This window comes from Actinocrinis sp., assembly GCF_035605935.1.
In the GTDB taxonomy this organism is placed as follows: Bacteria; Actinomycetota; Actinomycetes; order Streptomycetales; family Catenulisporaceae; genus Actinocrinis.
Window position 1 is genome coordinate 11,484 of the sequence record NZ_DATNGK010000203.1, and the last position, 24,883, is coordinate 36,366.

At 70.4% G+C, this 24,883-nt stretch carries 25 protein-coding genes; 8 read left to right on the plus strand and 17 right to left on the minus strand.

The window, feature by feature from the left end:
* Positions 1 to 187 precede the first annotated feature (187 nt).
* The 13 genes from VN779_RS16195 to uraD all read right to left on the minus strand — a co-directional run bounded on the left by VN779_RS16195 (position 188) and on the right by uraD (position 12,753).
* Entirely contained in the window at positions 188 to 1,033 is an 846-nt protein-coding gene (locus VN779_RS16195) for an SDR family NAD(P)-dependent oxidoreductase (protein WP_325724101.1), read from the minus strand.
* Between the two features lie 4 nt (positions 1,034 to 1,037).
* Positions 1,038 to 1,514, minus strand: coding sequence for a nitroreductase family deazaflavin-dependent oxidoreductase (locus tag VN779_RS16200; RefSeq protein ID WP_325724103.1), 477 nt, complete (start codon positions 1,512 to 1,514; stop codon positions 1,038 to 1,040).
* 90 nt (positions 1,515 to 1,604) lie between these two features.
* Entirely contained in the window at positions 1,605 to 2,684 is a 1,080-nt protein-coding gene (gene alc, locus VN779_RS16205; protein ID WP_325724105.1) for an allantoicase, read from the minus strand.
* A complete protein-coding gene (gene allB / locus VN779_RS16210) occupies positions 2,681 to 4,108 on the minus strand; it encodes an allantoinase AllB (RefSeq protein ID WP_325724107.1) in 1,428 nt (475 codons plus the stop codon). The genes alc and allB overlap by 4 nt, the downstream gene beginning before the upstream one ends.
* A gap of 2 nt (positions 4,109 to 4,110) precedes the next feature.
* Positions 4,111 to 4,584: an allophanate hydrolase-related protein gene (locus VN779_RS16215; RefSeq protein WP_325724109.1), complete on the minus strand. Its 474-nt coding sequence runs from the start codon at positions 4,582 to 4,584 to the stop codon at positions 4,111 to 4,113.
* Positions 4,581 to 5,573, minus strand: a complete 993-nt coding sequence (locus VN779_RS16220; protein WP_325724111.1) for an XdhC/CoxI family protein — start codon at positions 5,571 to 5,573, stop codon at positions 4,581 to 4,583. The genes VN779_RS16215 and VN779_RS16220 overlap by 4 nt, the downstream gene beginning before the upstream one ends.
* On the minus strand, positions 5,566 to 7,881 hold the full coding sequence (locus VN779_RS16225; protein ID WP_325724113.1) for a xanthine dehydrogenase family protein molybdopterin-binding subunit: 2,316 nt from the start codon (positions 7,879 to 7,881) through the stop codon (positions 5,566 to 5,568). Before VN779_RS16225 ends, VN779_RS16220 begins: the two co-directional genes overlap by 8 nt.
* Before the next feature lie 30 nt (positions 7,882 to 7,911).
* Positions 7,912 to 9,330, minus strand: a complete 1,419-nt coding sequence (locus tag VN779_RS16230) for an 8-oxoguanine deaminase (protein ID WP_325724115.1) — start codon at positions 9,328 to 9,330, stop codon at positions 7,912 to 7,914.
* Positions 9,327 to 9,920: a (2Fe-2S)-binding protein gene (locus VN779_RS16235; RefSeq protein WP_325724117.1), complete on the minus strand. Its 594-nt coding sequence runs from the start codon at positions 9,918 to 9,920 to the stop codon at positions 9,327 to 9,329. The genes VN779_RS16230 and VN779_RS16235 overlap by 4 nt, the downstream gene beginning before the upstream one ends.
* Positions 9,917 to 10,792, minus strand: coding sequence for an FAD binding domain-containing protein (locus tag VN779_RS16240; protein WP_325724119.1), 876 nt, complete (start codon positions 10,790 to 10,792; stop codon positions 9,917 to 9,919). Before VN779_RS16240 ends, VN779_RS16235 begins: the two co-directional genes overlap by 4 nt.
* 86 nt (positions 10,793 to 10,878) lie before the next feature.
* Positions 10,879 to 11,775: a factor-independent urate hydroxylase gene (pucL, locus tag VN779_RS16245; RefSeq protein WP_325724121.1), complete on the minus strand. Its 897-nt coding sequence runs from the start codon at positions 11,773 to 11,775 to the stop codon at positions 10,879 to 10,881.
* Position 11,776: 1 nt separating this feature from the next.
* Positions 11,777 to 12,145, minus strand: a complete 369-nt coding sequence (uraH, locus tag VN779_RS16250) for a hydroxyisourate hydrolase (RefSeq protein WP_349260824.1) — start codon at positions 12,143 to 12,145, stop codon at positions 11,777 to 11,779.
* On the minus strand, positions 12,139 to 12,753 hold the full coding sequence (gene uraD, locus VN779_RS16255) for a 2-oxo-4-hydroxy-4-carboxy-5-ureidoimidazoline decarboxylase (protein WP_325724123.1): 615 nt from the start codon (positions 12,751 to 12,753) through the stop codon (positions 12,139 to 12,141). The genes uraH and uraD overlap by 7 nt, the downstream gene beginning before the upstream one ends.
* A gap of 184 nt (positions 12,754 to 12,937) precedes the next feature.
* Here uraD and VN779_RS16260 point away from each other — a divergent pair, with 184 nt between their 5' ends.
* The 7 genes from VN779_RS16260 to VN779_RS16290 all read left to right on the plus strand — a co-directional run bounded on the left by VN779_RS16260 (position 12,938) and on the right by VN779_RS16290 (position 18,782).
* The gene (locus VN779_RS16260) at positions 12,938 to 14,755 is read left to right on the plus strand and encodes a PucR family transcriptional regulator (protein ID WP_325724126.1); all 1,818 of its coding nucleotides are present in this window, start codon (positions 12,938 to 12,940) and stop codon (positions 14,753 to 14,755) included.
* Positions 14,752 to 15,393 (plus strand): nucleotidyltransferase family protein, encoded by a 642-nt coding sequence (locus VN779_RS16265; RefSeq protein WP_325724129.1) that lies wholly within the window; start codon positions 14,752 to 14,754, stop codon positions 15,391 to 15,393. Before VN779_RS16260 ends, VN779_RS16265 begins: the two co-directional genes overlap by 4 nt.
* Before the next feature lie 34 nt (positions 15,394 to 15,427).
* Positions 15,428 to 16,132, plus strand: coding sequence for an urease accessory protein UreF (locus VN779_RS16270; RefSeq protein ID WP_325724131.1), 705 nt, complete (start codon positions 15,428 to 15,430; stop codon positions 16,130 to 16,132).
* On the plus strand, positions 16,122 to 16,826 hold the full coding sequence (locus VN779_RS16275; RefSeq protein WP_325724133.1) for a GTP-binding protein: 705 nt from the start codon (positions 16,122 to 16,124) through the stop codon (positions 16,824 to 16,826). Before VN779_RS16270 ends, VN779_RS16275 begins: the two co-directional genes overlap by 11 nt.
* The gene (locus tag VN779_RS16280) at positions 16,823 to 17,671 is read left to right on the plus strand and encodes an urease accessory protein UreD (RefSeq protein WP_325724135.1); all 849 of its coding nucleotides are present in this window, start codon (positions 16,823 to 16,825) and stop codon (positions 17,669 to 17,671) included. Before VN779_RS16275 ends, VN779_RS16280 begins: the two co-directional genes overlap by 4 nt.
* Positions 17,672 to 17,782: 111 nt before the next feature.
* Positions 17,783 to 18,205: a thioredoxin gene (gene trxA / locus VN779_RS16285; protein WP_325724137.1), complete on the plus strand. Its 423-nt coding sequence runs from the start codon at positions 17,783 to 17,785 to the stop codon at positions 18,203 to 18,205.
* Between the two features lie 211 nt (positions 18,206 to 18,416).
* On the plus strand, positions 18,417 to 18,782 hold the full coding sequence (locus tag VN779_RS16290; RefSeq protein ID WP_325724139.1) for an STAS domain-containing protein: 366 nt from the start codon (positions 18,417 to 18,419) through the stop codon (positions 18,780 to 18,782).
* A 54-nt stretch (positions 18,783 to 18,836) separates the two neighbouring features.
* Here the strand turns inward: VN779_RS16290 and pruA are convergent, their stop codons facing one another.
* Both pruA and VN779_RS16300 read right to left on the minus strand, forming a co-directional pair.
* Positions 18,837 to 20,462, minus strand: a complete 1,626-nt coding sequence (gene pruA, locus VN779_RS16295) for an L-glutamate gamma-semialdehyde dehydrogenase (RefSeq protein WP_325724140.1) — start codon at positions 20,460 to 20,462, stop codon at positions 18,837 to 18,839.
* A 76-nt stretch (positions 20,463 to 20,538) separates the two neighbouring features.
* Positions 20,539 to 21,465: a proline dehydrogenase family protein gene (locus VN779_RS16300; protein WP_349260826.1), complete on the minus strand. Its 927-nt coding sequence runs from the start codon at positions 21,463 to 21,465 to the stop codon at positions 20,539 to 20,541.
* Between the two features lie 154 nt (positions 21,466 to 21,619).
* Here VN779_RS16300 and VN779_RS16305 point away from each other — a divergent pair, with 154 nt between their 5' ends.
* Complete coding sequence (locus VN779_RS16305) at positions 21,620 to 22,837, plus strand: PucR family transcriptional regulator (protein WP_325724145.1); 1,218 nt, start codon at positions 21,620 to 21,622, stop codon at positions 22,835 to 22,837.
* A gap of 64 nt (positions 22,838 to 22,901) precedes the next feature.
* Here VN779_RS16305 and VN779_RS16310 read toward each other — a convergent pair whose 3' ends face one another.
* Both VN779_RS16310 and VN779_RS16315 read right to left on the minus strand, forming a co-directional pair.
* Positions 22,902 to 23,492 carry a hypothetical protein gene (locus tag VN779_RS16310; RefSeq protein ID WP_325724147.1) on the minus strand — a complete coding sequence of 197 codons (591 nt, stop codon included), beginning with the start codon at positions 23,490 to 23,492 and terminating at the stop codon, positions 22,902 to 22,904.
* A 219-nt stretch (positions 23,493 to 23,711) separates the two neighbouring features.
* The gene (locus tag VN779_RS16315; RefSeq protein WP_325724148.1) at positions 23,712 to 24,827 is read right to left on the minus strand and encodes a DUF4349 domain-containing protein; all 1,116 of its coding nucleotides are present in this window, start codon (positions 24,825 to 24,827) and stop codon (positions 23,712 to 23,714) included.
* Positions 24,828 to 24,883: the final 56 nt, after the last annotated feature.

The following is a 24,883-nucleotide window of genomic DNA, read 5'->3' on the forward strand; positions in this document are numbered from 1 at the left end:
AGACGCCGCCTCGCGTGGAGCAGTTGCGAGCGGGCGGCGGGTCTTTCCTAAGAAAAGTGCTGTCTTCAGCTATCGCTCAGCCCAGTCTAGTAGGGCGCGCGATCGCATGCCCGGTGACACGTACGCGTGTGCGAGCGGGTTCACTCGATACCGCGACGCCACACGGCTTGCGCCACGGCGGACACATTCAGCCCTCCTGCGCGGTCGGGCGGACCATGAGCTCGTTGATCGCGACGTGCCGGGGCCGGGTGACCATGTACTCGATCGCGTCCGCGATGTCCTGCGCTTCGAGCACCTTCACCCCGGCGAACCGCTGCGTCTGCGCTTGGCGGATTTCGGGGCGCAGGTGGTCACGCAGCTCGGTGTCCACGGCGCCGGGCTCGATGAGCGAGACCCGCAGGTGGCGGCTGGCGAACTCCTGCCGCAGCGACTCGCTGAACGCGCCGACGCCGAACTTGGTGGCGTTGTAGACGTTGCTGCCTAGTCGCGCGACCCGGCCAGCGATCGAGCTGACGTTGACCAGGTCGGCTACCTGGCGCGGCCCGCTCTCCGCGGCGCGCAGCAGGTGCGGGAGGGCGGCGTGGGTCGCTGTGAGCAGCGCGGTCAGGTTCAGGTCGACCATGTGCCGCCAGTCCTCGAGCGAGGCGGTGGCGGCAGGGCCGAGCAGCATGATGCCGGCGTTGTTGACCAGGATGTCGATGCGGTCGTGGCCGAATGCGCCCGCGGCGGTCTCGATGGCCTCACGCAGCCGGTCGGCGTCGGTGACGTCCGCCGCGAGCGCGAGCGCGCTACCGCCGTCCGCGGCGATCTCCTTGACCAGGGCGTCGAGCCGGTCCGCCCGGCGGGCGATCGCCACCACGCTCGCGCCACGCGCGGCCAGTGCCCGAGCGGTCGCCTCGCCGATGCCGCTGGATGCACCGGTGATCACGGCCGTGGTGCCCTCCAGGCGGCGACCGGCGCTCGCGCCCGTGCCGCCGATGCCTGTCGCGGTGCTCTGCGTCGTGCTGTCGTCGTTTGCAGCGCCGTCGGTCATCAGATCACCTCTCGGTCAGGCGGAAGACGAGCAGTTCGCGATTCTGCGCTCGTTTCGCGTAGGCATCGAAGTGCGGCCACACGCGCAGCAGCAGCGCCAAGGCGGCGTCGCGCTCGGCGCCCTGAAGCAGGCGCGCGGTGACGTCCGTGCGGCGGCCTCGGATCTCGGTGGTGGCTTGCGGATTGGCGCGCAGGTTCAGCGCCCAGCCCGGGTGCCGTTCCTGGCCCCAGTTCGAACCGATGACGAGCAGGTCCCCGCCGTCTTCGGCGTAGGTAACCGGAGTCACTCGCGGTTCGCCGGTGCGCCGGCCCGTGGTGGTGAGCAGCATCAGCGGCATGCCTACGGTGCCGGACAACGAGAGGCGGCCGCGGGTGGCCCGCTGCACGGCCAGGTCGGCGCGCGGGAAGACCCGTTTGCCGACCGACGCGAAGGCTGAGCTTCCCAGGACCGGCACGGCGCGCAGGCGCCCGGCGAACGACATGCTCCGCATCGTAGATCATGGCTGACCACGCGGCCATGGGCGCAAACGTTCAGCGCCCGCTGCGTGCGCGAATGCGCCGCCGCACGCGGTTCAACCGGTCCCGGTGGCCTTCCACCGCCGTCGCAGCTCGTCAAGCGCCGCCGGTGTCAGCGCTCCGAACGCCCGAAGTCGCGCGACACCCCCGTCGGGGTAGATGTCGAGCCGCAGGTGTGTCGCAGGCTTCGCATGCCGAATCAGGAATCGGTGAGCGGTGTCGGGCTGGAGCTTTGTTTTGGGCAGCAGCACCGTCCAGTCGGTCTCGGCCGGCGGCCGGTCATCGTCGGTGTGCGCCGCAGACAGCTTCGCCTTGTGCGGCGCGTTGCCCTTGTAGTGCGTCGTGTCGATCTCCAACACGCGCACGATTCCCTCGCCGAGCAGCCGGATCTCGGCCCAGTCGTTGCCGTCGTCGCGGCGTCGTGCGTTCTCCCAACCCTCCCCCATGGAGCGAGCGAGCCCCGGCATCAGCATGTTGTCGGCGCGGCCGAAGTACATGTCGCTGCATCCTGATACGCTTGCGCCGTCGACCAGCGAGGCGAGATTCACGGTGACGCCATCGAGAAAGCCAGGGTCGGCCAGCGGTTCGCCGTGCACGCGCAGCCTCGCGACGCCGCCATCTGGCAGAAGATTGAGACGCACGTAATTGAACCGCCGTCCGAGGTCGCCCACCGCAACGTGATGCTCCTGGCCGCCACCAAGCGCGTACGGCGGCACTATCTCAGTCCACTGCGCCTTCAACAGCCGCTTCGGTGACGGGTATCCGTCGCACCATGTGGCTTCGACCGAGCACCGCGGCGGGTAGTTGCCGAGGAAGTGGGCGGTGTCGATGACAACGCCGCGGATCAGGCCGGGCGCCCCGAGCCGGATGATCGCGCTGTCGTGATCGTTGCCTGCGACACCCGGCGCGCCGGGCCTGCGCCTGCGGGTCTCCCAGCCGTCGTACTGCTGGCCTTTGGCTGTGAAGGTGGCGGGCCGGAAGAGCGGTGGCGCCGGGTCGATCAAGTTCTCCTTGTCCGCGAAGAACTCGTCATTGGCCCAGATAACGGAAGCGCCGAGTGCGCGCGACGCTAGGTCGGGCAGTGCGGTGAATGCCGCCAGCGCTCCGACCGTCGTGCCGCCTCGCGCATCGCTCACGTTCCAACCGCCTCGCGTTCCTCTGGCGCGACAGCAGCAGCCTCGCCAGGTCCGGACGGCCCTGCAGTCCGCGGCCCGCTCGTGATCCGCCGCAGCAGCTTGCCGAGCGGCTTGTCGTCGACGATCCGGCCACGCAGGTACGTGGCCTGAACCACTCCGGTGAGCGTCGCGCCCTGATATGGCGTCAGCGGATGGCGATGCGCGAGAGCCGAGCCGTCAACCGTGAACTGCGCGTCGGGATCGAACACCACCAAGTCAGCATCACAGCCCACCGCGATGCGTCCCTTGTGCGGTAGGCCGACGAAGTCCGCCGGGCGCAACGACATCAGCTCAGCCACGCGCTTGAGCGTCCAGCCGCGCCGACGGGCTTCGGTCCACACCACCGGCAGCCCGAGCTGCACCGAGGCGATCCCGCCCCACGCGATCGCGAAGTCGCCGGTCGTACGCTGCTTCAGCTCGGGTGTGCAAGGCGAGTGGTCGGAGACCACGAAGTCGATCAGGCCGCTGTCGAGGGCGGTCCACAGCCGCTCCCGGTTGGCGGCCGAACGGACCGGCGGGCAGCACTTGTACTCGGTGGCCGCGTCAGGAACTTCCTCGGCGGCGAAGTGCAAGTAGTGCGGGCACGTCTCCACGGACACGCGCACGCCCCCGGCCTTAGCCTCCTCGATCAGCGCAAGGCACTCGGCTGAGGACAGGTGCAGGATGTGGACTCGCGCTCCGGTCCGCCGCGCGACGGCGAGGACCTGCGCCACGGCTGCGGACTCGGCGGCGTCGGGACGTGAGGCGAGGAAAGCCGCGAACTGCGTCACCGGCGCGGCAGCGCCCCGGTTCGCGTTGTCCAGAGCGTGCTGGTCCTCGGCGTGCACGATCAGCAGGGCGCCAAGCTCAGCGGTCCGCCGCGCCGTCGCCTCGAACTCGACCGCATCGAGCGCGGGGAACTCGGGCACCCCGGAGTCGGCCAGGAAACACTTGAAGCCGAACGCGCCCGCGTCGTGCAAACCCGCGAGCTCTGACCGGTTTCCGGGCACCGCGCCGCCCCAGAACCCGACGTCTACCGAGATCCGCTCCTTCGCGGTGGCGCGCTTCTCGGCCAGTGCGTCAGGGGTCGTAGTCGGCGGGATCGAGTTGAGCGGCATGTCGATCAGCGTCGTCACGCCGCCGAGCGCGGCGGCGCGAGTCGCGCTCTCAAAGCCCTCCCACTCGGTTCGGCCTGGTTCGTTGATATGGACGTGCGTGTCCACGAGTCCGGGCAGCACCGCAAGCGAACCAAGTTCGACATCGCGCGCGGCGGACGCGGGAGCGTCATAGGCCAAGATCGCCGCGACGACACCGCCGGACACACACACGGCTGCGGGTTGTTCGCCGTCCGGCAGCACGACGCGCTGGGATCGCAGAACCAGGTCGAAGTGCCGACGCGGCGACATGTTCACTCCTCCGTCGAGCCGGCCGGGGCCGGATTGGCAGTGTAGGAGCGCCAGTCTGCGTGGTCTGAGATGTCCAGGTAAAGTCCGGCCGGCTCGTGGTATGAGCGGCGGCGGACCATCGAGAGGCACCCGGAGCCGTCCTCCAGCTCGATGACGCCGAGTTCCAGCTCGGCCGGTTCGGCTGGGAGCAGGGACTCGCGCAGTACCTCCCACGGCACGTCATACAGCTCCCCCGCGACCGCGACTCCCTCCCCTGGTTCGAGCCCGGCGCCCGACGCCAACCCCGCCCCCGGCTCTAGTTCACCCCTCAAATCCTGTGGGCCTGTTAATTCGACAAGCGCGGGAAACCGGTCACCAACCGAGTAGAACCGGTACTTGGGCGCAGTCCGGACCACACTCACGAACTGCGCGCCGGCCAGCAAATGGTGCAGCGGCCCGCCCCGCATCGCACCACCGTTGAGGAACATCAGGGTCATGCCGCACCCGCCGGGCCAGTCCCACGTGCCCCACCTGCCAGCCTGCTCTGCCCCTCCTGGTCGCTTCCCGCATTTCGCGGGCCCGTTAATACTCCTGCGACCCGATCCGGGGCCGCACCCTCAGCGCGCTGCCGATGCAGCGCCCCGTCCAGCTCCCGCAGCGGCCGCCCGGACCCGCCGTGCATCGCAGCCACCATCTCGGCGCAGATCGAGAGCGCGACCTCTTGCGGCGTGCTCCCGCCGAGATCCAGCCCGATCGGCGAGTGCAGTCGCGCGAGCTGATCATCATCGACCCCTGCCTCGCGCAGTCGCGCAGTGCGATCCGCGCACGTGCGCCGCGAGCCGAGCGCACCGACGTAGCCGGCCTCGGAGCGCAGCGCCTCGACAAGCGCCGGCACGTCGAACTTCGCGTCGTGCGTGAGCACGCAGATCGCGGTATGAGCGTCGACCGGCGTCGTGGCCAGGTAGCGGTGCGGCCACTCCACGATCACCTCGTCCGCGTCCGCAACACGCTCGCGTGTCGCGAAGACCGGCCGCGCATCGCACACCGTCACGCGGTAGCCCAGGAACTTGCCGGCTGTCGCGAGGGCGTCGGCGAACTGCACCGCGCCGAAGATCAGGAGCCTGGGACGCTCGTCGGCAGACTGCTCATCGATCGGCAGCGGGTCGATATGCGGGTCCACTCGCCGCACCGCGACTTCGATCGACCCACCGCACGGCAGTTGCGGCGCGAACGGCTCACCCTGGCCGTCGGGATCGAAGCGGCGGCGCACCTCAAGTCCGCTGTCCAGCACACCGAGACAAAGTTCGTACACGTCGGCATCGATACAGCCCGCTGAAATGGTGCCCGCCGCGGTTCCCTCGGCGTCGACGGCAAATGCGGGACCCAGCTCGCGCGGCGCGCTCCCGGAGATGGCGGTTACGGTCGCGAGAGCATAGGGCTCGCCGCGCGTGTGCCAACAGCGAATGGTCCGCGCTAGGTCAGACATCCGCGTTCACCTCCTGGTCGCACAGCGCGATGTGTTCGGGCCGGATGGGAACGCGGGTCAGCGCAAGGCCCGTCGCGTCGCGCACGGCGGCTGCTATCGCAGGGGTCGAAGACAGCGTTGGCGGCTCCCCGGCGCCACGCAGGCCATACGGCGAAGCCGGGTCGGGATGTTCCAAGATCCGCATGCCGAGCGGCGGCATGTCGAGGATGGTCGGGATGAGGTAGTCGGTGAACGACGGATTACGCACCTTCCCGTCGACCGTGATGATCTCCTCGAGCACGGCCAGGCCAAGCCCCTGCGCGGTACCGCCCTGGATCTGGCCTTCGAGCGCCAACCGGTTGAGTATCCGGCCGACGTCCTGGACGACATCGAGCTGCACGACGCGGATCAGGCCCAGTTCGACGTCCACATCGACCACGGCGCGGTGCACCGCGAAGGCGAACTGGACATGTGAGCTGCCCTGTCCGGTCAGCCGGTCGAGCGGCCCGGTGGCCCGGTGCCGGTACTCGCGCGTCTCCTCGATCGTCTTCTCGCCGAGTACATCGGCCAGGTCGGCGATCGGTTCACCGAGCACGGTGACGATCTTGCCGCCGAGTAACATCGAGCCCTGCGGTACCGATACGCCACGGTCGCGCGCCGCTTCGAAGACCCGGTCTCGCACCGCTTCGCAGGCCACCTTGACCGCTCCCCCGGTCATGTATGACTGCCGGGACGCGGATGAGGACCCTGACGATCCGACCCGCGTGTCCGCCCGCGCGACCGTCACCTGCTCGACGCCGAGTTCAGTGCGGGCGATCTGGCCCTGAACGGTGACCAGTCCTTGCCCGACCTCGGCGGCTGCGGTGTGCACGTGGGCGACTGGTTCGCCGCGTTCGACGGTGAGCGTGACACGAGCGGTCGCGAAGTCGTCGAAGCCCTCTGAGTAGCAGATGTTCTTGATCCCGACGCCGTAGCCGACGCCCCGGCGTACGCCCTCGCCGTGCGTCGTGTTGCCGTAGCCACCTGGCCGCAGCGCGTTCGGGTCCTGCGCCGATGGCATCGGCATTGAGCGCAGCTCGTCGAACATCTCGGCCAGCGGCGCCGGGGAGTCGATCACTTGTCCGGTCGCGATGGTCGAGCCCTGTTTCACGGCGTTGCGGGCGCGCAGATCGAGCGGGTGCATGCCGAGCTGCGCGGCCAGCGCGTCCATCTGCGCCTCGTAGGCGAAGCAGGCCTGCACGGCGCCGAATCCGCGCATCGCCCCGCACGGCGGGTTGTTCGTATAGGCGCCATAGGCATCGATCGCGACGTGTTCGACCTCGTATGGTCCGACGCCGAGCGACGACGCATTGCCGACGACGGCTTCGGTGGTTGAGGCATAGGCGCCGCCGTCGAGCAGGATCTCAGCGATGACGTAGACCAACGTGCCGTCACGCCGCGCGCCGTGGGTGTATCGCATGATCGCCGGATGGCGGTGTACGTGCCCGAAGAAGGACTCCTGCCGGTTGTACACCATGCGCACCGGCCGGCCGGTGCGCAGCGCGAGCATCGCCGCGTGGATCTGGACCGACAGGTCCTCGCGGCCGCCGAACGCTCCGCCGATTCCGGCCAGTGCCATGTGCACCTTCGATTCCGGCAGCCCGAGGCAGGGCGCGACCTGTTCGAGGTCGGCGTGCAGCCACTGTGTGGCGACGTGTAGTTCCACGCCACCGTCGGCCGCAGGGTAGGCGAGCCCTGCTTCCGGACCGAGGAACGCCTGATCTTGCATGCCGACCTGGTATTCGCGGGTGACCGTGACGTCGGCGCGCGCCTGGACCGCGGGATCGAGCGGGTCGCCGCGGCGGATCGGCTGGTGGCGCACGAGATTGCCGCCGGGATGCACGCGTGGGCTGGCCGGATCGAACAGCGCGCTGCGCAGGTCGGTAACCGGCGGAAGGATTTCGTACTCGACGACGATCGTCTCCGCAGCGCGCCGGGCCGTCTCCGCGTCGTCGGCCGCGACGATCGCGACCGGTTCACCGTGGTAGCGCACCTGGTCGATGGCGAGGACCGGGCAATCGCGCACGATCAGGCCGTAGTACTTGCTGCCGGGCACGTCCTGGTGCGTGAGCACCGCACGCACTCCCGGCAGCGCGAGGGCCGGCTTGGTGTCAATACGTTTGATTAGAGCTCTGACATGCGGGCTGCGCAGTGTCGCGCCGTAGAGCATGCCCTCGGCCGTCAGATCTGAGGCGTACTCGAAGGTCCCGAGCACTTTGGCAGCCGCGTCGGGTCTCAGGGGACTGTCGCCCACGCCGCCGGGGCGGTGCTGGCGGCCATTGCCGTTCATCGCCTGCCGCTCCTTCCTCAGCCCGGTCCGTTAACCGCGATCCTTCATCCGGTCGCTCGCGCGCCGGGCCGCGCGTGCCAGCTGCGCCGTGTCGGCCGTGAGCAGTTGCGCGTCCTCGACGATTGGGCGGCCGTGCACGGTGAGCAGCTTGAGCGGGGCCGGGGATCCGAATACGAGAGCCGCGACCGGGTCGGCGATGCCGGCGTGCGCGAGACCGTCGAGCCGCCACAGCGCCAGGTCGGCGCATTTTCCCGGTTCAAGCGAGCCGATCTCGTGCGCGCGGCCGAGCACTCGTGCGCCGCCGATGGTGCCGAGGCGCAGCGCGGCGCGGGCGTCCAGGGCGACCTCCGGGTCCGGTCCGCCGGCGCGCAGCCTGGAAACGTAGAGCGCCGAGCGCAGTTCCTCGACGAGCATTCCGGCTTCCTGGGAGGCCGGGCCGTCGACGCCAAGGCCTACGGACACCCCGGCATCGATCAGTGCCTTGATGGGAGCGTGCCCCGAACCGAGCCGGGCGTTCGAACTCGGGCAGTGCGCGACGCCGGTTCCGGTGGCGGCTAGGCGTTTGACGGCCGCGTCGGAGAGATGCACGCAGTGCGCGAGCCACACGTCGGGACCGAGCCAGCCGAGGGATTCGGCGTATTCGGCGGGCGTGCAGCCGTGCCGCGCGACGCAGAACTCTTCTTCATCCGCGGTCTCGGCGAGGTGGGTGTGCAGCCGCACGCCGCTTTCACGGGCGAGTTGCGCGGTCCGGATCATCAGCTCGCTGCTGGCGGAGAACGGTGAGCAGGGCGCGAGGCCGATACGCGTGAGCGAGCCGGGGCGCGGGTCGTGGTAGCGGCCGATGGCGTCCTGGCTGGCGTCGAGGATCGCGTCGAGTTCCTCGACCACTTCGTCTGGGGGCAGCCCACCGGCTGAGACGCCGCGGTCCATCGAACCGCGGGTCGGATCGAAGCGCAGGCCGATCTCGCGTGCCGCGATGATCGTCGTGCCGAGGAGGTCGCCGCGGCCGCGTGGGAAGAGGTAGTGGTGATCGCTCGTCGTGGTGCATCCGGTCAGCGCCAGCCAGCCGAGTGCGGCCTGCGCCGCGGCGAATACGGCCTCTTCATCGATGCGAGCCCAGCGCGGGTAGAGCTGCGTGAGCCAGCCGAAGAGAGGCGAATCCTGGGCAAGGCCGCGAAAAATCCACTGGTAGAGGTGGTGGTGGGTGTTGACGAGGCCGGGCGTGAGCAGGCAACCGGAGCCGTCGATCACGCGCGGGGCCGGACCGGAGCCGCAGCCGGCTTTCGCTTCGCGGGGAGCCGGTCCCGGGCCGATGGCTCTGAGCACGCCGTTGGAAACGATCACGTGCCCGGCCGCGTATTCGGTGCCCTCGGCGTCGACGGTCGCGATGGCGCAGCCCTCGATGATGAAGGCCGAGGTGGTTTCCGTGTCGTGCGTGATCTCGCTCATCGGGCGACCACCTGCCCACGCGCGGCACGCAGTTCATCGGTCGCGAGACGAACCGCCTCGATGATCTTCTCGTATCCGGTGCAGCGGCACAGGTTTCCGGCTAACGCCTCGCGGATCTGGGCCTCGTCGGGTTGACCGGCCGAATCCGTGCCCTCGTTCGCTTTGCTCAGTGTTCGATGAACGAGATCGTGCACTGCGACGATGAGGCCCGGGGTGCAGAAGCCGCATTGCACCGCGCCGCATTCGATGAACGCCCGCTGCACCGCGTCGGGCGCGGCGTCCTCGGCGAGCCCTTCGACGGTCCGCACGTCGCGGTCCCTGGCCTGCCGGGCCGCGACCAGGCACGAGCAGACCGCCTCGCCATCGAGGTAGACGGTGCAAGACCCGCATTCGCCCTGTTCGCAGGCGTTCTTCGTGCCAGGCAGGTCGAAGTGCTCGCGCAGCGCGGTGAGCAGGCTGGCTCCGGCGGGCACCGCGGCGGCGCTACGGACACTGCCGTTGATCCTCAGGCTGAGCACGCTGTTGTCCGGCGCCGCGTTCTTCGACGCGGCGTTCGTCGCTGCCGGGTTCGTCAATGCTGGCTCCGTCATGCCGGAATGGGTTCCCTGTCTCGCTCTGCGCCCCCGGTGGTGCGGATCCAGCGCAGCGCCCGGGTCGCCAGCACGGCGAGCGCGTGGCGGCGATACGCGGCGGTGCCCCGCACGTCGTCGATCGGGCTGGCCGCGTCGGCCACCAGTTCGCCGAACCGGCGCGCCGCCGAGACCGGCACGGTCAGGTTCGTCCAGTCCAGCGCCCCGGCGAGGAAGCGCTCCGCGGCCCGGGCAGCCAGCGGCGTCGGTCCGGCCGAGCCGATGCCGGTACCGACCGTGCGGCGGTCCAGGTCAACGGCGAGCGCGAAGGAGCACACGGCGATCACCATCGCGTTGCGCGAGCCCACCTTGGCGAACTGCTGCGGTCCCGCCGCGGTCGGGATGAGCACCGCGCGGATCAGCTCGTCCGACGCCAGTGCGGACCGCTTGACGCCGGTGAAGAAGCCCCCGATCGGGATGTGCCGCACGCCTCGGAACGATTCGGCCTCGACTACGGCTCCAGTGGCCAGCAGCGCGGGATGCGCGTCCCCGGCCGGTGACGCGGTGCCCAGGTTCCCGCCGACCGTGGCTCGGTTGCGGATCTGCGGCGAGCCGACGGTGCGCGCGGCCATCGCCAGCGCGGGGAGCCGGTCGGCGAGGTCGGAGATGATCCGCGCGTAGGGGACGGCGGCGCCGAGGTGCACCGTTCCGCCGACGACGTCCCACTCCTTCAGTTCCCTGATGCGGCCGAGGTCGAGCAGCGCGCTGGGCCGGCGCAGGTCGAAGTTCAGCTCGACCATCACGTCGGTGCCGCCGGCGATCGGCACGGCGTCGGGGCGCGCGGCCTTGGTCTCCAGGGCCTCGGCCCAGCTGGTGGGGGCGAAGAACTCCATCGGTAGCGCCGCTCCTCGCTCTCTCTTCGTCATGCCTGCCGCTCTCGCTGCCTCGTGGCAGCTGCCGCTGCGCCGCTCGGCTCCGGTCACTCCCAGGCGCCGGGGTCGGCAGGCGCGTCCCCGCGGGCGAGGGTGCCTTCGATCAGGCCGTATGGCCGGTCGGCGGCGTAGAAGACCTCGTTATCGTTGCTGAGTCCGAACGGCGCGAGGTCCACCGCGAAGTGGTGCCGGTTGGGCAGGGTGAGTCTGACCTCTGCGATCCGCTCGTCCTGCGTGAGCAGCCGCTCCCCCATCGCATAGAGGGTTTGCTGGAGGGAGAGGCTGTGCGTGTCTGCGAAAGCGGTCATCAGCGCGGCTCGGGCGCGCGCGTACGACTTGTCCCAGTCGACGTCCGGCGTCGCCTCGGTGTGACGCCAGCGGGCGTCGACCGCGGTGGCCAGGACGCGGTCGGTGGTCTCCGCGAGCGTGGTGTATTCGTCCTTGTAGAAGCCGTGGAACTCGGAGCCAGCCGTGTTGAGCACGACGAGGTCGGTCAGGCCGCTGACTATGGTGCGCCGGCCGTCGACGTCGGCGTGGACGAGCACGGTACGCACCTCGCGGCCGCCGCGCACGAAGGAGTGCCTGCTTTCGGCGCCCGGGATGCGATCCCAGGCGTACTCCTCGACGGCGATCCGCGCGTGGCTGATGTAAGGGCACGTAGTGAGGAAATGCCGGGTGAGCAGCACCGCGAACTCTTCGGCCGTGGCGACGCCGTGTTGCCTGGCGAGGGCGTAGACGGCGTTCTTCTGCGCGTCGGTGGTCAAAACCTTGGCGTTGTCGCCGGTCAGGTGGGTTTCGGCCTGGTCGCCGCAGAGCGCGACGCTGACGGTCAGGTCCTTGAGCGCGTGCTCGGCCCCGTTTCTGGAGACGTGCACCATCCGCACCTCGGCCTTGCCGTAACGGGTCGGGCCGAGAACGACGGAACTCGAGCGCTGATACAGCACGTCAGCTTCCCCGGTAGGTGGAGTAGGAGAAGGGGCTCAGCAGCAGCGGGACGTGGTAATGCGCTTCCGCGTCGATGACCGCGAAGCAGACCGCCACCTCCGGGTAGAAGAACTCTTTGACGCCGCGCCCGGTGAAGTAGCCCGCGGTGTCGAAGACCAGCCGATACGTCCCGCCCGCGCCGCCGTTCTGCGCTGCCGCCACAGCGAGATCAACGCCGGCGAATGCCTCACGCACGCGACCGTCTGCGTCGGTGCGGGTCTCGGCCAGGGTGCTCCAGCCGTGCGCCGTGGCGGTGTCGAGGCGAACGGACAGCCCGGCGGCCGGCTGTCCGAGCGCGGCGTCGAGTACGTGTGTGGACAGGCTCACCATTGCGGCCGGGTCCCCTCCGCGAGGCCGATCAGCAGCTTGTCGAGCCGCAGCCGTACGATCTGATTCAGTTCATCGCGCACCACCGCCTGTTCGGTCGGTTCGTCGTGTTCGAGGCGGCCGAGCGCGGCGGCGAGCAGCTGCGGCGCGGTGCGTCCGGTCGCGCGGATGAGGTAGACATGACCGAATTTGGCCTCGTAGGCGGCGTTGGCCGCGGCGAGCGCGGCGGCGGTGCGCGCGTCTGCGTCCGCGACGCCGGACTGCTCGGCGCGTGACCACGTCGCGTCACGTCCGGTGCCCGCGGCCCGTTCACCGATGCGGGGATGCGCCGCTAGGGCTTCCTGGATGTCGGACCAGTCGAGCGCGGCGAGTTGAGCGGCCGAGAATCGGCGCAGTCCGGCGTCGTCATCGAAAGGGCGAGCAGCCGTGACGGCGGCGACCCAGCGCCGGGACGCACAACAGGAGCCGAGCGCGGCCGCGGCGTCACCGTCCGGCAGCGCGTTGAAACGGGTCAGCCCGACGCGCACGGGTACGGGCGCGCCCACATTCGCGCCCGTACCCGCCTCCCGCGCCGCCACGTCCACCGGCCACTTCCGTCCGATCCAGTCCATCTAGCGCCTCAGTCAATCCGGTGCTGACCTCGGCATCCATGGGCCGATGGCACGAACCGGCTCAGCGCGGCGGCCCGCTGGCGTTGGAGGTTCCTACGAGAAGCCCAGGCGGCTAGGGTGACTGGTAAGGCCGCGACATCCAACGGTGAGAGACGGTCTGCCCGCCGACAAGGGGATTGCTCGGATGCGCTTACGGGACCTGGTCGAGTCGTCGCCGCTCGGGCTGACGCCGGTCACCGGCGCGCCCGGGCTCGAGCGTGAGCTCGGTTCGGTGATGGTGACCGACCTGCCGGACCCGAGCCGGTATCTGCGCGGCGGCGAGCTGGTGGTCTCCGGCCTGGTGTGGCTCGCCGACCAGCGCAAATCGGCGAGCGAGCACTGTGAGTTGTTCGTCGGCGCGATCGCCAGGGCGGGCTGCGCGGGGCTGGCGGCCGGGGACACGACGGACGCGCCGCTGCCGCGCGAACTGCTGGCCTCCTGCGCGCGGCACAGCGTGCCGCTGCTGCACGTTCCGGCGAAGGTGGCTTTCGCTGAGCTGACCGAGTGGATTTCCCGGCGCATCTCGGCGGAACGGGCGGCAGACGCGGGCGAATTGCTGGCGCGGCACCGCCGCCTGGTGGCCGCGGAAGCGCAGCAGGGCATGTCCGGGATCGTGCGGCTGATCGCCCAGGAGACCGGCATGGCCTGCGGCGTGATCACCGCATCCGGGGAGCTGGTCGCGGCGTATGACGGGCAGCAGCCGAGCCCGGCGGCGCGCGCGGCAATCGCGCGGGAGTCGCTGCGGACGGCGGCGCAGCCGGAGCGGCTGGTCGAATACCGCGGCCGGGCCTACTCGGTGTACACGGTGCACGGCCGGCCCGGCACGCCGATCACCGACTGGTACGCCGCGTTCGAGGGTGATTGGCGGACGTGGCCGCGGCAGCGCCGGGAGGCCGCGCGCGGTGCGGCTCGGCTGATCGGCGCCGAGCGGGCTCGGCTGGCGGAGGGGCAGCGGGCACTGCGCCGGGTCGGCCGGGAGCTGGTCACCTTGGCCGCCGCGGCCGGGCCGACCGCGGAGATAGGGGCGCGGCTGACGGTCGCCGGCCTCGATCCGGCCGCGGGGCTGCGCGCGATCGCCGTGGCCGTCACGGTGGCGGGCGCGAACGGCTCGGGCGGCGGGAGCGCCGCCGCCGAATCCGGTGGCGCGGGCGGCCCGCACGTCGGGAGGCTCGCGCGGGTACTGGTCGAGGCGGCGGAAGCGGACACGCCGGTGCCGATCGCGGTCTTCGGTCCGCACGCGGGCGTGGCGGCGGGCGAGCAGGAGGACAGCGGGGCGAACGGTGATCCATGGCTCGGCGCGACGTATGCGGTGGTGCTCAGCGCGGATCCGCTGCTGCCGGCGGCAGAGGCCGAGACCGGTGCGCGCGGCGATACTCCCGCCGGCACGGCGAACGGTGGCACGGCGGGCGCCGCAGCGCCAGGCATCACGCCACCGGCTTCGGCAGCGACGTCGAGAGTTTCCGGACAGACCCCGTCTACGACGGCGCTGACCCTGCGCGCCCGGCTCACGGCCCTGTCCCCCGGCCTTGGCCGCGGCCGTGTCGCGGTGGGCCTCAGTGACCGGTTTACCCAGGCCGCCGATCTCGCCGGCGCGATCGAGGAAGCGCGGCTGGCGATGCGGCTGGCGATGCGCCGCCCCGGTCGGCTGGAGCTGACCGAGCACGACGAGCTGGCCTCGCACCTGGTGCTGCTCGCGCATGTGCCCGACGAGCTGCGGCGCGGGTATCGCGACCGGCTGCTCGGCCCGCTGCGCGCGTACGACACCCGGCACCATTCGCAGCTGGAGGAGACGCTCGACCGGTTCCTCGGCTGCTCGGCGTCGTGGAGCCGGTGCGCGCACGAGATGCACATTCACGTCAATACGCTGCGATACCGGATCGAGAAGATCAACCAGCTGACGGGCCGGGATCTGGCCAGGCTCGATCATCAGGTCGACTTCTACCTAGCCCTGCGCGCGCGATGACGGCAGAGGACGAGGGCGTCGACAAAGAAGCTGGCACAGGAGTCGCCGCGCTGATCCTGGCGGCCGGCGCCGGAACACGGATGGGCGGGCCGAAGGCGCTGCTGGAGTTCCGTGGACGGTTGCTGATCGAGCGCGCGATCGACTCGGCCCGCGCGGGCGGCTGCGGGCAGGTCATGGCAGTGCTCGGTGCGGCGGCCGGGGAGGTGCAGCGGCGTGCTGATCTTCGCGGGGCTCGAGTCGTGGTCAATCAAGGCTGGAATGAAGGCATCGGTTCGTCACTGCGCGCCGGATTGGCCGAGCTCACGCGCGACACAGAGGTCGACGAAACCGAGACCGCCGCGGTCGATGCGTCGCTCGTCCTTCTCGTCGATCAACCACTGGTCGGCGCGGACGCGGTACGTGCGGTGCTTGGCGCGTGGCGCGCTGGTGCACGGCTGGCAGCGGCTTCGTACGGCGGCCGGCGCGGCCATCCGGTGCTGCTCGGCCGCGAGCACTGGTCCGCGGCGGCGCGAGAGGCGGCCGGGGACGTCGGGGCGCGGGCTTTCCTCGCCGCGCACGCCGCGCAGCTCGTCTTCGTCCCCTGCGACGCCATCGCCGATCCGCGTGACCTCGACGTTCCAGCGGACCTCAATCTGTAGCCCCGCGTCCGGATACCGATACTGTCTTCCTCCGATGAGCTTGATTCCTCTGTTGCTGCTGGCCGACAGCCGCCTGCCCGGCGGGATGCACGCGCATTCCGGCGGGCTTGAGGCCGCGGTCGCGGCGGGCCGGGTGTATGACGCCGAGTCCTTGCACGCCTTCCTGCTCGGCCGGCTGACCAGCGTCGGACTGACCAACGCCGCGTTCGCCGCGGCCGCGGCGCTGGAGCTGAGCGGCGGAGTCGTGGTCGGTGAGGACGGATTTCAGGCCCGCGAGGCCGCGGCGCTGGACGAGGAGTACGACGCGCGCACTCCTTCCGCGGCGCAGCGCGAGACCTCGCGCGCACTCGGCCGGCATGTGCTGCGCGCGGCGCGGGCCGGATGGCCAAGTGTCCTTCTCGACGCGGTCGCTTCACTGCATCCGGACGGTCCGCACGAGCCGATCGCCTTCGGTGCGGCCGCGGCCGTCGCAGGGCTCGATCCCGGCGGCGCGGCCTCGATCGCGGCGCTTGGGTCGATCACCGGCCCGGCGCACGCGGCGACGCGGCTGCTCGGACTCGATCCGGACGCGGTGACCGGCGTTCTGGCCTCGCTGTCCGGACAGGTGGAGCAGGTGGCGGCCGCGGCGGCCAAGGCGGCGCGCGGCCCGGTCGAGGACCTGCCCGCGGTCTGCGCCCCGCTGCTAGCCATCGGCGCGGAGCACCGGCAGACCTGGGAGGTGCGTCTCTTTGCCTCGTGAGCTTGCGCAGAGCGCGCGCCAGGACCGCGCCACGCTACGTGTGGGCATCGGCGGGCCGGTCGGCTCCGGCAAGACGACCCTCATCGCAGGACTCTGTTCCGCTTTGCACGCCGAGCTGTCCTTGGCGGTGGTCCTGAACGACCCTGACATGCGGGCGGACACTGACTCGCTGCTACGAAAAGGCTGCCTTGAACCGGACCGGATCGCCGTCGTGCAGACCGGTTGCGCGCCACAGGCCGCGATCCGCGACGACGTCCGGGCCAACGCCGACGCCGCCGAGGCGCTGGAGGCAGCACTCACCCCGGACTTGCTGCTGATCGAGAGCGGTGGCACCGATCTCGGCGCGACGTTCAGCAGAGGCCTGATCGACCGGGCCGTCTTCGTGCTCGATGTCGCGGCCGGGGACCACACGCCGCGCAAAGCGGGTCCGGGCGTCACCAACGCCGATCTGCTGGTGGTCAACAAGACGGACCTCGCCGAGTCGGTGCACGCCGACCTCGATGTGATGCGTCGCGACGCGGCCGGGAGACGAGGCGATGCGCCTACGGTGTTCGTTTCGCTCGCCGAGCACCCTGGCGCGCCCGCGATCTGCGACTGGATCAGGAAGCTGCTGGCCGAGCGCAGGCTGACGGCGGCCGCCGCGGCGGCGACAGGCCGAACCACCGGTACCAGCGGTGAGGCGGGCGACCCATGAGGGCATCCGCACGCATCGTCGCCCGGCGCCAGCCCGATGGCACGACCCGGCTGACCACTCTCGCGGGAGAAGCGCCACTGCTGCTACGACGCACGACAAGGCGTGACGGCGGCTCGGGCTTTGGCGGCTCGGGAACCGGTTTCGACGGCATGCACGGACCGGATCTGCTCGACGGAGCCCGCGGCGGCGACACCGTTTCCGTCCCGGCTCAGGTGTGCCTGGCCGGTGGTTCGGCCGGTCCGCTCGGCGGCGACGCGCTGCGTTGTTCGGTCGATCTTGGCCCCGGTGCCCGGCTTGAGGTGCACGGCGTGGCGGCGTCGGTCGCGCTGCCCGGTCCGAACGGCCGCGAGTCGAGCCTGGAGATCCACGCGCGGGTCGGCGAGGGCGGCGCGCTGCTGTGGTCACCGCAGCCGCTCATCGCGGCGCGCGGCGCGCGTCACCGCACCTTCGCCAAGGTGGAACTGGCCGCCGACGCCCGGCTCGTGTGGCGCGACGAACTGATCCTCGGCCGCGACGGCGAGGAGCCCGGCTCGGTCTCGACGCGGCTGCGGGTGGTGCGGGCCGGGCGGGTGTTGCTGGACCGCGAGGTCGCGATGGGGCCGCGCCATCCCGGCTCGCTCGGACCGGCCGGCGCCGGCGGGCATCGCGCGCTCGGCACCGTGCTGATCGTCGACCCCGCGTGGGCGCACGAGCCGCCGGCGCATTGCGCCTTCGCCGGGATCGCGGCGCAGGACGACCCGGGCGTCGCGGTCGCGACCATGCGCCTGTCCGGTCCCGCGGTGTTGATCAGCGCCGCGGCCTCGGACGGCGCCGCGCTCTCCCGGGTCCTGGACCGCGCGCTCTAGCAGTGCCGCACTGGGGTTCTTTCGAGTTAGTCGGCGCGGGATAAGCGGGGAATGCGCCGGGCCGTGGGTATGTTTCTTCGACGAAGGCGAACGCGCGACAGGGAGATTGTGATGGCGACGGTCGAGTTGACCACGGAGAATTTCGAGCAGACCTTGTCGGGCGACGGCATCACCCTGGTTGATTTCTGGGCGTCCTGGTGCGGTCCCTGCCGGATGTTCGCGCCGATCTACGACCGTGCGTCGCAGCGGCACGAAGACATTACGTTCGGCAAGGTGGACACCGAGGCGCAGCCTGAGCTGGCCGGCGCGTTCAGCATCTCCGCGATCCCGACGCTGATGATCGCGCGGGACGGGATCGTGGTGTATTCGCAGGCCGGCGCGCTGCCGGAACCGGCGCTCGAGGAGCTGATCGGCAAGGCGCGCGAGCTGGACATGGACGAGGTGCGCAGGCAGATCGCGGCGCAGTCGGCCGAGAACGAGTCGGCCGGGAACGAGTCGGCGCAGAGCCAGTCCGCCGGAAGCCAGGGCGCCTGAGCCGCGAGGCGCAGCCAAACGGTGTGTCTCGGAACGCACTAGTTGCGCGCGTTCCGGGGCGCACCGCTGTCCGCGGTTGCGCCGTCCGCCGGAAGTCTGGCCCGGTGCCTGGTGGTCGGCGCTTGACCTTCGCTACCTTGAAGGTGCCGGGAGCCTGAGCGGACGGGCTTTCCAGGCTGTGTGCGACCACAAGGGCGTGGAGGTGGCGCCCATGCAGCGGCTGGAGATCGCTGTATCGACGCAAGGCGGTTGCCGGATCGTGGACGTAGCCGGCGAGGTTGACCTGGCGACCTGCCGGCAGCTGGCCGCCGCGCTCGATCGTGGCCGGGAACCGGGTGTACCGCTCATCGCGGACCTGGCGGACGTGACGTTCTTCGATGCGAGCGGGCTGCACGCGCTGCTCGCGGCTCATGACAGCAGTGCGAAGTGGGGCGCGCCGCTGCGGGTCGTGCCCTCCGGCGCAGTAGGCCTCGTCATCCACGTCGCGCGCGCGCACTACACGCTGGCGGTGTTCCCGGACCGCCGCCGGGCACTGGAGGGCGGAGCAGCGATGACCGGACCGGGCGCGACCGTCTGACCGACGCGACCGTGCTGCGGGCCTGGTGCCGAATGGCAGCCGGAAGCCCCGCGATTAGCGCATGTGCGGGTAGGTGTAGTCGGTCGGCGGTACGAAGGTCTCCTTGATCGACCGCGTACTGGTCCAGCGCAACAGGTTCTGCGCGGAGCCGGCCTTGTCGTTGGTGCCCGAGGCGCGGCCGCCGCCGAACGGCTGCTGCCCGACGACGGCGCCGGTCGGTTTGTCGTTGACGTAGAAGTTGCCTGCCGCGAAGCGCAGCCGGTCGGCCGCCTCGGCGATGACCGCGCGGTCGCTCGCCATGATCGAGCCGGTCAGCGCGTAGGACGAGGAGCTGTCGATCTGGTCGATGACCTTGCCGAAGTCGGGCTCGTCATAGACGAAGACGGACAGGATCGGGCCGAAGTACTCGGTGCTGAAGATCTCGTCGGCGGGGTCGGTTCCGGTCAGGATGGTCGGGCGGACGAAGTAGCCGGTCGCGTCGCTGTACTCGCCGCCGGCCTCGATGGTGATGCCTTCGGTGGCGCGCGCCCGCTCGAGCGCGGCCTTGTGCTTGTCGAACGCCCGCCGGTCGATCACCGCGCCCATGAAGTTCGACAGGTCGGTGACTGGGCCCATCGACAGAGCGTTGACTTCGGCGACCAGGTCGTTACGCAGCTGGTTCCACATGGCGCGCGGCAGGTAGGCGCGTGATGCGGCCGAGCACTTCTGGCCCTGGTACTCGAACGCGCCGCGGGTGAGCGCGGTCTTGACGGTGGCGGGGTCGGCCGAGGGGTGTACGAGTACGAAGTCCTTGCCGCCGGTCTCGCCGACGAGGCGCGGGTAGGTGCGGTAGGAGGCGATGTTCTCCCCGACCGTGCGCCACAGGTGCTGGAAGGTCTTGGTCGAGCCGGTGAAGTGGATCGCGGCCAGGTCCGGGTGGCGCAAGGCGACCTCGGAGACCGGGATTCCGCTGCCGGTGACCAGGTTGATCACGCCGGGAGGCAGGCCGGCGGCCTCCAGCAGCCGCATGAGGAAGTGCGCGGAGAACTGCTGGGTGACCGAGGGCTTCCAGAGCACCGTGTTGCCCATGAGTGCGGGGGCGGTGGGCAGGTTGGCGGCGATCGCGGTGAAGTTGAACGGGGTGATCGCGTAGACGAAGCCTTCCAGCGGCCGGTGGTCGGTGCGGTTCCAGATGCCGGGGCTGGAGATGGGCTGCTCGGCGAGGATCTGCCGGGCGAAGTGCACGTTGAAGCGCCAGAAGTCGGCCAGTTCGCAGGCGGCGTCGATCTCGGCCTGCTGCGCGGTCTTGGACTGGCCGAGCATGGTCGCCGCGTTGAGGGTGGCCCGCCAGGGGCCGGAGAGCAGATCGGCGGCCTTGAGGAAGATCGCGGCGCGGTCGTCGAAGGACAGGGCGCGCCAGTCGCGCGCGGCCCCCGCGGCGGCGTCGATCGCGCTGCGCGCGTCCTCCTCCGTGGCTTCGGCGAGGGTGCCGAGTACGGAGCGATGGTGGTGCGGCTGGACCACGTCGAGTTTGCCGCCACCGCCCATCCGCTGCACGCCGCCGATGGTCATCGTCAGGTCGACCGGGTGATCGGCGAGGTCACCCAAGGCGCGCACCAGCTTCTCGCGCTCCGGGCTGCCGGGGGCGTAGCCGAGCACCGGCTCGTTGACGGGGGCGGGGACCTGGGTGACGGCGTCCATGGTGCTCCTTGGGTGAATGCTCTGGTGGCGGGCGGCGGGCGGATGCGTAGCAGCGGGTCTGTGCGCGGGCTGTGGCTTATCGACCGAGCAGGGCGCGCAGGAAGAAGGCGACGTTGGCGGGGCGTTCGGCGAGCCGGCGCATGAAGTACCCGTACCAATCCGTACCAAAAGGCACGTAGACCCGCACCCGCTCGCCCTTGCGCGCGAGTTCGCGCTGCAGATCGGTGCGGATGCCGTAAAGCATCTGGAACTCGTACTCGCCGGGCTCACGTCGCGCGTCGCGGGCCGCCCACTTGCCTGCCGCGATCATGCGGGAGTCATGGCTGGCGATCATCGGATAACCACCCCCGGCCATCAGGATCTCGACGCACTGGACGTACGCGGCGTCGACGTCCGCCTTGCGCGCGTGCGCAACCTCCGGCGGCTCGGCGTATGCACCCTTGACCAGCCTCACGCGCGAGCCGGGGTAGGCGAGGTCGCGGCAGTCCTGCTCGGTCCGCAGCAACATCGACTGGAGCACTCCGCCGACCCACGGGAAGTCCTGGCGCAGTTCGCGCAGGATGTGCAGCGTGGAGTCGATGGTGGTGTGGTCCTCCATGTCGAGGGTGACTGTCGTCCCTGCGGCGGCTGCGGCCTCGCAGATCGCGCGCGCGTTCTCCAGCGCCAGTTTCTCGCCGATATCGGGCAGCGCCTGGCCGAGCGCGGAGAGCTTGACCGAGACCTCGGCCGCGTCGGCCAGCCCGTTGCGGTGCAGCACGATCAGCAACTCGATGTAAGCGTCCCGGATCGCGGTGGCCTGGGCGGCGTCGCGGGTGTCCTCGCCGAGGTGATCGAGTGTCACGTTCAGGCCATCCGCGCGCAGGGCGCGCACGGCACGGACCGCCGATTCGATGCTCTCCCCCGCCACGAAGCGCTCGACTACGCGCCGGGTCACGGGGAAGCCGACGATCGCGCTGCGCACACGCGGGCTGCGCGAGGCTTTGAGCAAGAAGGACGAGAGCACGGGCACTGCTTGCCTCCTGCGGACGGGAACACGGCCGGTTACTAGGGACACAGCGGCTACAGGCCAACGGTACGAACGCCGACCTGACTCGACGAGATACCCATGTCGCGGCGAAAGCATGAATTTCTCATACACTTGTATGAGGCAGTGCGATGTGCTTCGGACAACCGCTCAGCAATGGAGTGAGGGCAACACCGTGATCGGCCCGGACTTGCAGGACCTCGTCGATGGCGCGGCGCTGATCTCCGGCGCCCCGGTGACGTTGGAGGATCGCGAGTTCAATCTGGTCGCGGTGAGTGCGCATCAACGGCCTGGCGATACCGTGCGCCAGGACTCGATCATGCATCGGCGTGCGACGCCAGAGGTGCGCAAGTACTTCGAGTCCTTTGGCATCGCGCACGCGCCCGGCCCGGTGACAATCCCACCGGACCCGGAGCGTGGGCTGCTCGGCCGGCTGTGCATCCCGGTGCGCTGGCAGTCCGTCACCTACGGCTACCTGTGGCTGTTGGAGGATCCCGAGACGGGAACCGCGGACGCCCACGCGATGCCGCTGCCGGAACTCGTCGCGGCCGCCGCGCGGGCCGGCGGCGAGATGGCGCGGCGTTCGCGGCTGCGCGAAGACCTGGGCTGGAAGGTCGGCGACCTGCTGTCTACCTACCCTGAGACGCGGGCGCGGGCGGCTGAGGAGATCGCTGAGTCCTGGTCGATGCCGCCGGGGACGCCGGTGGCTGCGGTAGCGGTGCGCTCGGCGGGCAAGGGCGACCCGGTGTTCGTGAACGCCTGGCGGCTGCCGCGCACCATCCTGGTCGGGTCTGGAGAACACGCGTCCACGTTCATCGTTCCGCTATCCGCGCCGGGCGACCTGTCCGCCGCGCGCGGCATCATGCGTTCCGCCTTCGCCGCGCTGACCGCTTCGATCGCGGGAACGACCGTGCCGACGCCGGCGGCGGGAATCGGCGGAGCGGTCGGCGGCCTGGTGCAGGCGCGCGAAAGCTGGCTACAGGCACGGATCGCGGCGCGCGTCGCGGCGAGCCGGAACGCTTCTGCTCCGCTGGTGTTGGAGTGGCCGGAACTGGGCGTGCATCGGCTGCTCGGTGTGGGCACGGACGCCGCCTTGCGCGACGCGGTGCTCACGTCCGGCGTGACGACGCTGCTGGCGGAGGGCGGCGCGGAGCTGGTGCGTACAGCCAAGGCGTATCTGGACGAAGCGGGCAGCGCTCAACGCACCGCGCAGGCGCTGACCATCCATCGGCAGACCCTTTACCACCGGCTGGAGCGGATCGAGCGGATCACCGGCCTGAGTCTGGATTCCGGGCCCGACCGTCTGCAGCTGCATCTCGCGCTGACCCTGCTTCCCGGGCTGGAACACTAGGGTTTGTTCGGTCGACGAGGGCAGCGTCCGGCGCGCCTGGACCACTCGCCGGACGTCCTGGGCATTACGGCGCCGGCACCTCGAACAGGGTGAGCATGGTGCACACCGTGTGGTAGAGGCCCATCACGGCGGCGATGTCGAACAGGCCCTTCGCCCCGAACGCCGACTCGGCCTCCTGATACAGCTCGTCGTCGATGCGGTGACGCGTCGCCATTGCACGGGTAAGCCGTGCAGCGAGCTTCTCATGCTCGCCCAGGCCATCCGGGATGTCTCCGCTGGAGAGAGCGACGACGTGGTCGTCGGCCAGTCCGACGGCGCGCGCCACGAACTTGTGCGCGTACAGCTCGTAGTCCGCGTCGTACACGGAGCCGAGCACGATGATCACCACTTCGCGCACGCTCGGCGACAGGCTGGTGTTCGTCGACTCGGCGACCTGCAACTCCAAAAGCTTCGCCGTCACCTCGGGATGCAGCAGGAACGCGTTGAACGGGCCGATCAGCCGGCCATCCTCGGTCGTCGACCGGCCGCCCAGCTTGTCGGTGTACACCACCCAGGTGCCGATCAGCTGGTCGTAGAGCTCGCGCTGAGCCGGGGCGAGCGTCGCCGGGTCGGCCAGCGGCAGCCGTCCGCCGAGCGGACGGGTGGACTCGGTCATCGTCTCATCCCCTTTACACTCCGAACTCGAGAATCCGGTTGCGACCCCGAAGGCGAAACCGGTCCTCGCGTGGAATCAGATGTCATCGTCGTCTAGCCCTTTCGAGATTCCCCGCCATAGTACGAGGCTGATGCGGGACCTCTCGGATCAGGCCGCTTATCTGAACGGCGCGGTGTCCTGCTGGGCCTGTCCAGTCCAGCAGGACACCGCGCCGCCTATTCAGTCCTCTGCAGATGAACCAGATGAATCGGAACCCTCGGATGCCGACGGGCCGGCCGGCGCCAGTGCCACGGTGCCCGTCGTGCGTATCGCGCCGTTGCGCCGGCCCCTGCTCCAGCGCACCAGGCGGCGCACCGGCCACCACAACACCGCCACGACCACCGCGTACGGCACTAGCCACCCGATCGTCGCCAGCAGGCCGCGCACGACGGCGAGGAAGCCGTGCCAGCCGACCGTCAGGCCTCGCATGAAGCCGGTGCGGACCGGAGGCGGCGAGGCGGGCTTGCCCTGCGCGAAGTAGCCGACCGTGATCGTTGCGAACTGGACCTGATCGGCCAGCGCCTTCTGCTGCGCCTGCAGCGATTCGAGGTCGGATTCGCGCTGCGCGAGCGCCTGCTCGAGAGAGATCAGGTCGTTCATCGAAGCGGCCTTGTCGATCAGGGTCCGCAGTTCCGCGATGGCGGCCTGCGCGGAGGTCACCCGGCTGGCCACGTCGGCGACCTGGCCGGTCACGTCGGTCGCGCTGCGGCTTTGATAGGTGACGGTGCCCTTCCCGGCCAGCGCGGTGAGTACCGAGTCGACGCTCTGCGGCGGAACGCGCAGGACCAGCATCGCCTGCGTCGAGTCGGCGGCGTCGTCGACCGTCGGCAGCGTAGCCGGCGGCGGCGCCGTGCTGCTGTCCGCCGAGCCGGACGACGGCGCAGCACCCGGAGTCACCACCTGCTGGCCGGAGCCGACCGACTCGTTCGCCACGTAGCCGCCCACGCCTTGGACGATGATCTGCGCCTTGGCCGCGGCCGCCGATACATCAGAGGTCTTCACCTGGAGGCCGACGGTGATGACTAGATCCCGGCTCGGCAGCTTCACCGCCGTGTTCGACGTGCCCGACCCCGCAGCGCCACTCCCGTTCAAAGCGGCCGTGCCGCCAGTCGCGTCCTGCTTCGAGGATTCGGGCGCCTGCGCAGATCCCGCTGCCGCGCGCCCCTGGTCGGGCGCCGACGAGGAAGCGTTCGACCCGCTGTTGCCGCCGCTGCACGCCGTCAGCGCCACCGGGCCGGCGATGAGCAGCGCGAGCAACCCCGCAGCCACACCGGCCCGCGGCTTTCCGCTCCGCATGAGTTCCACAATTCGTGCCCCGCCCTCTGCTGTCCTGACCCGGCCCCATGCCGCGT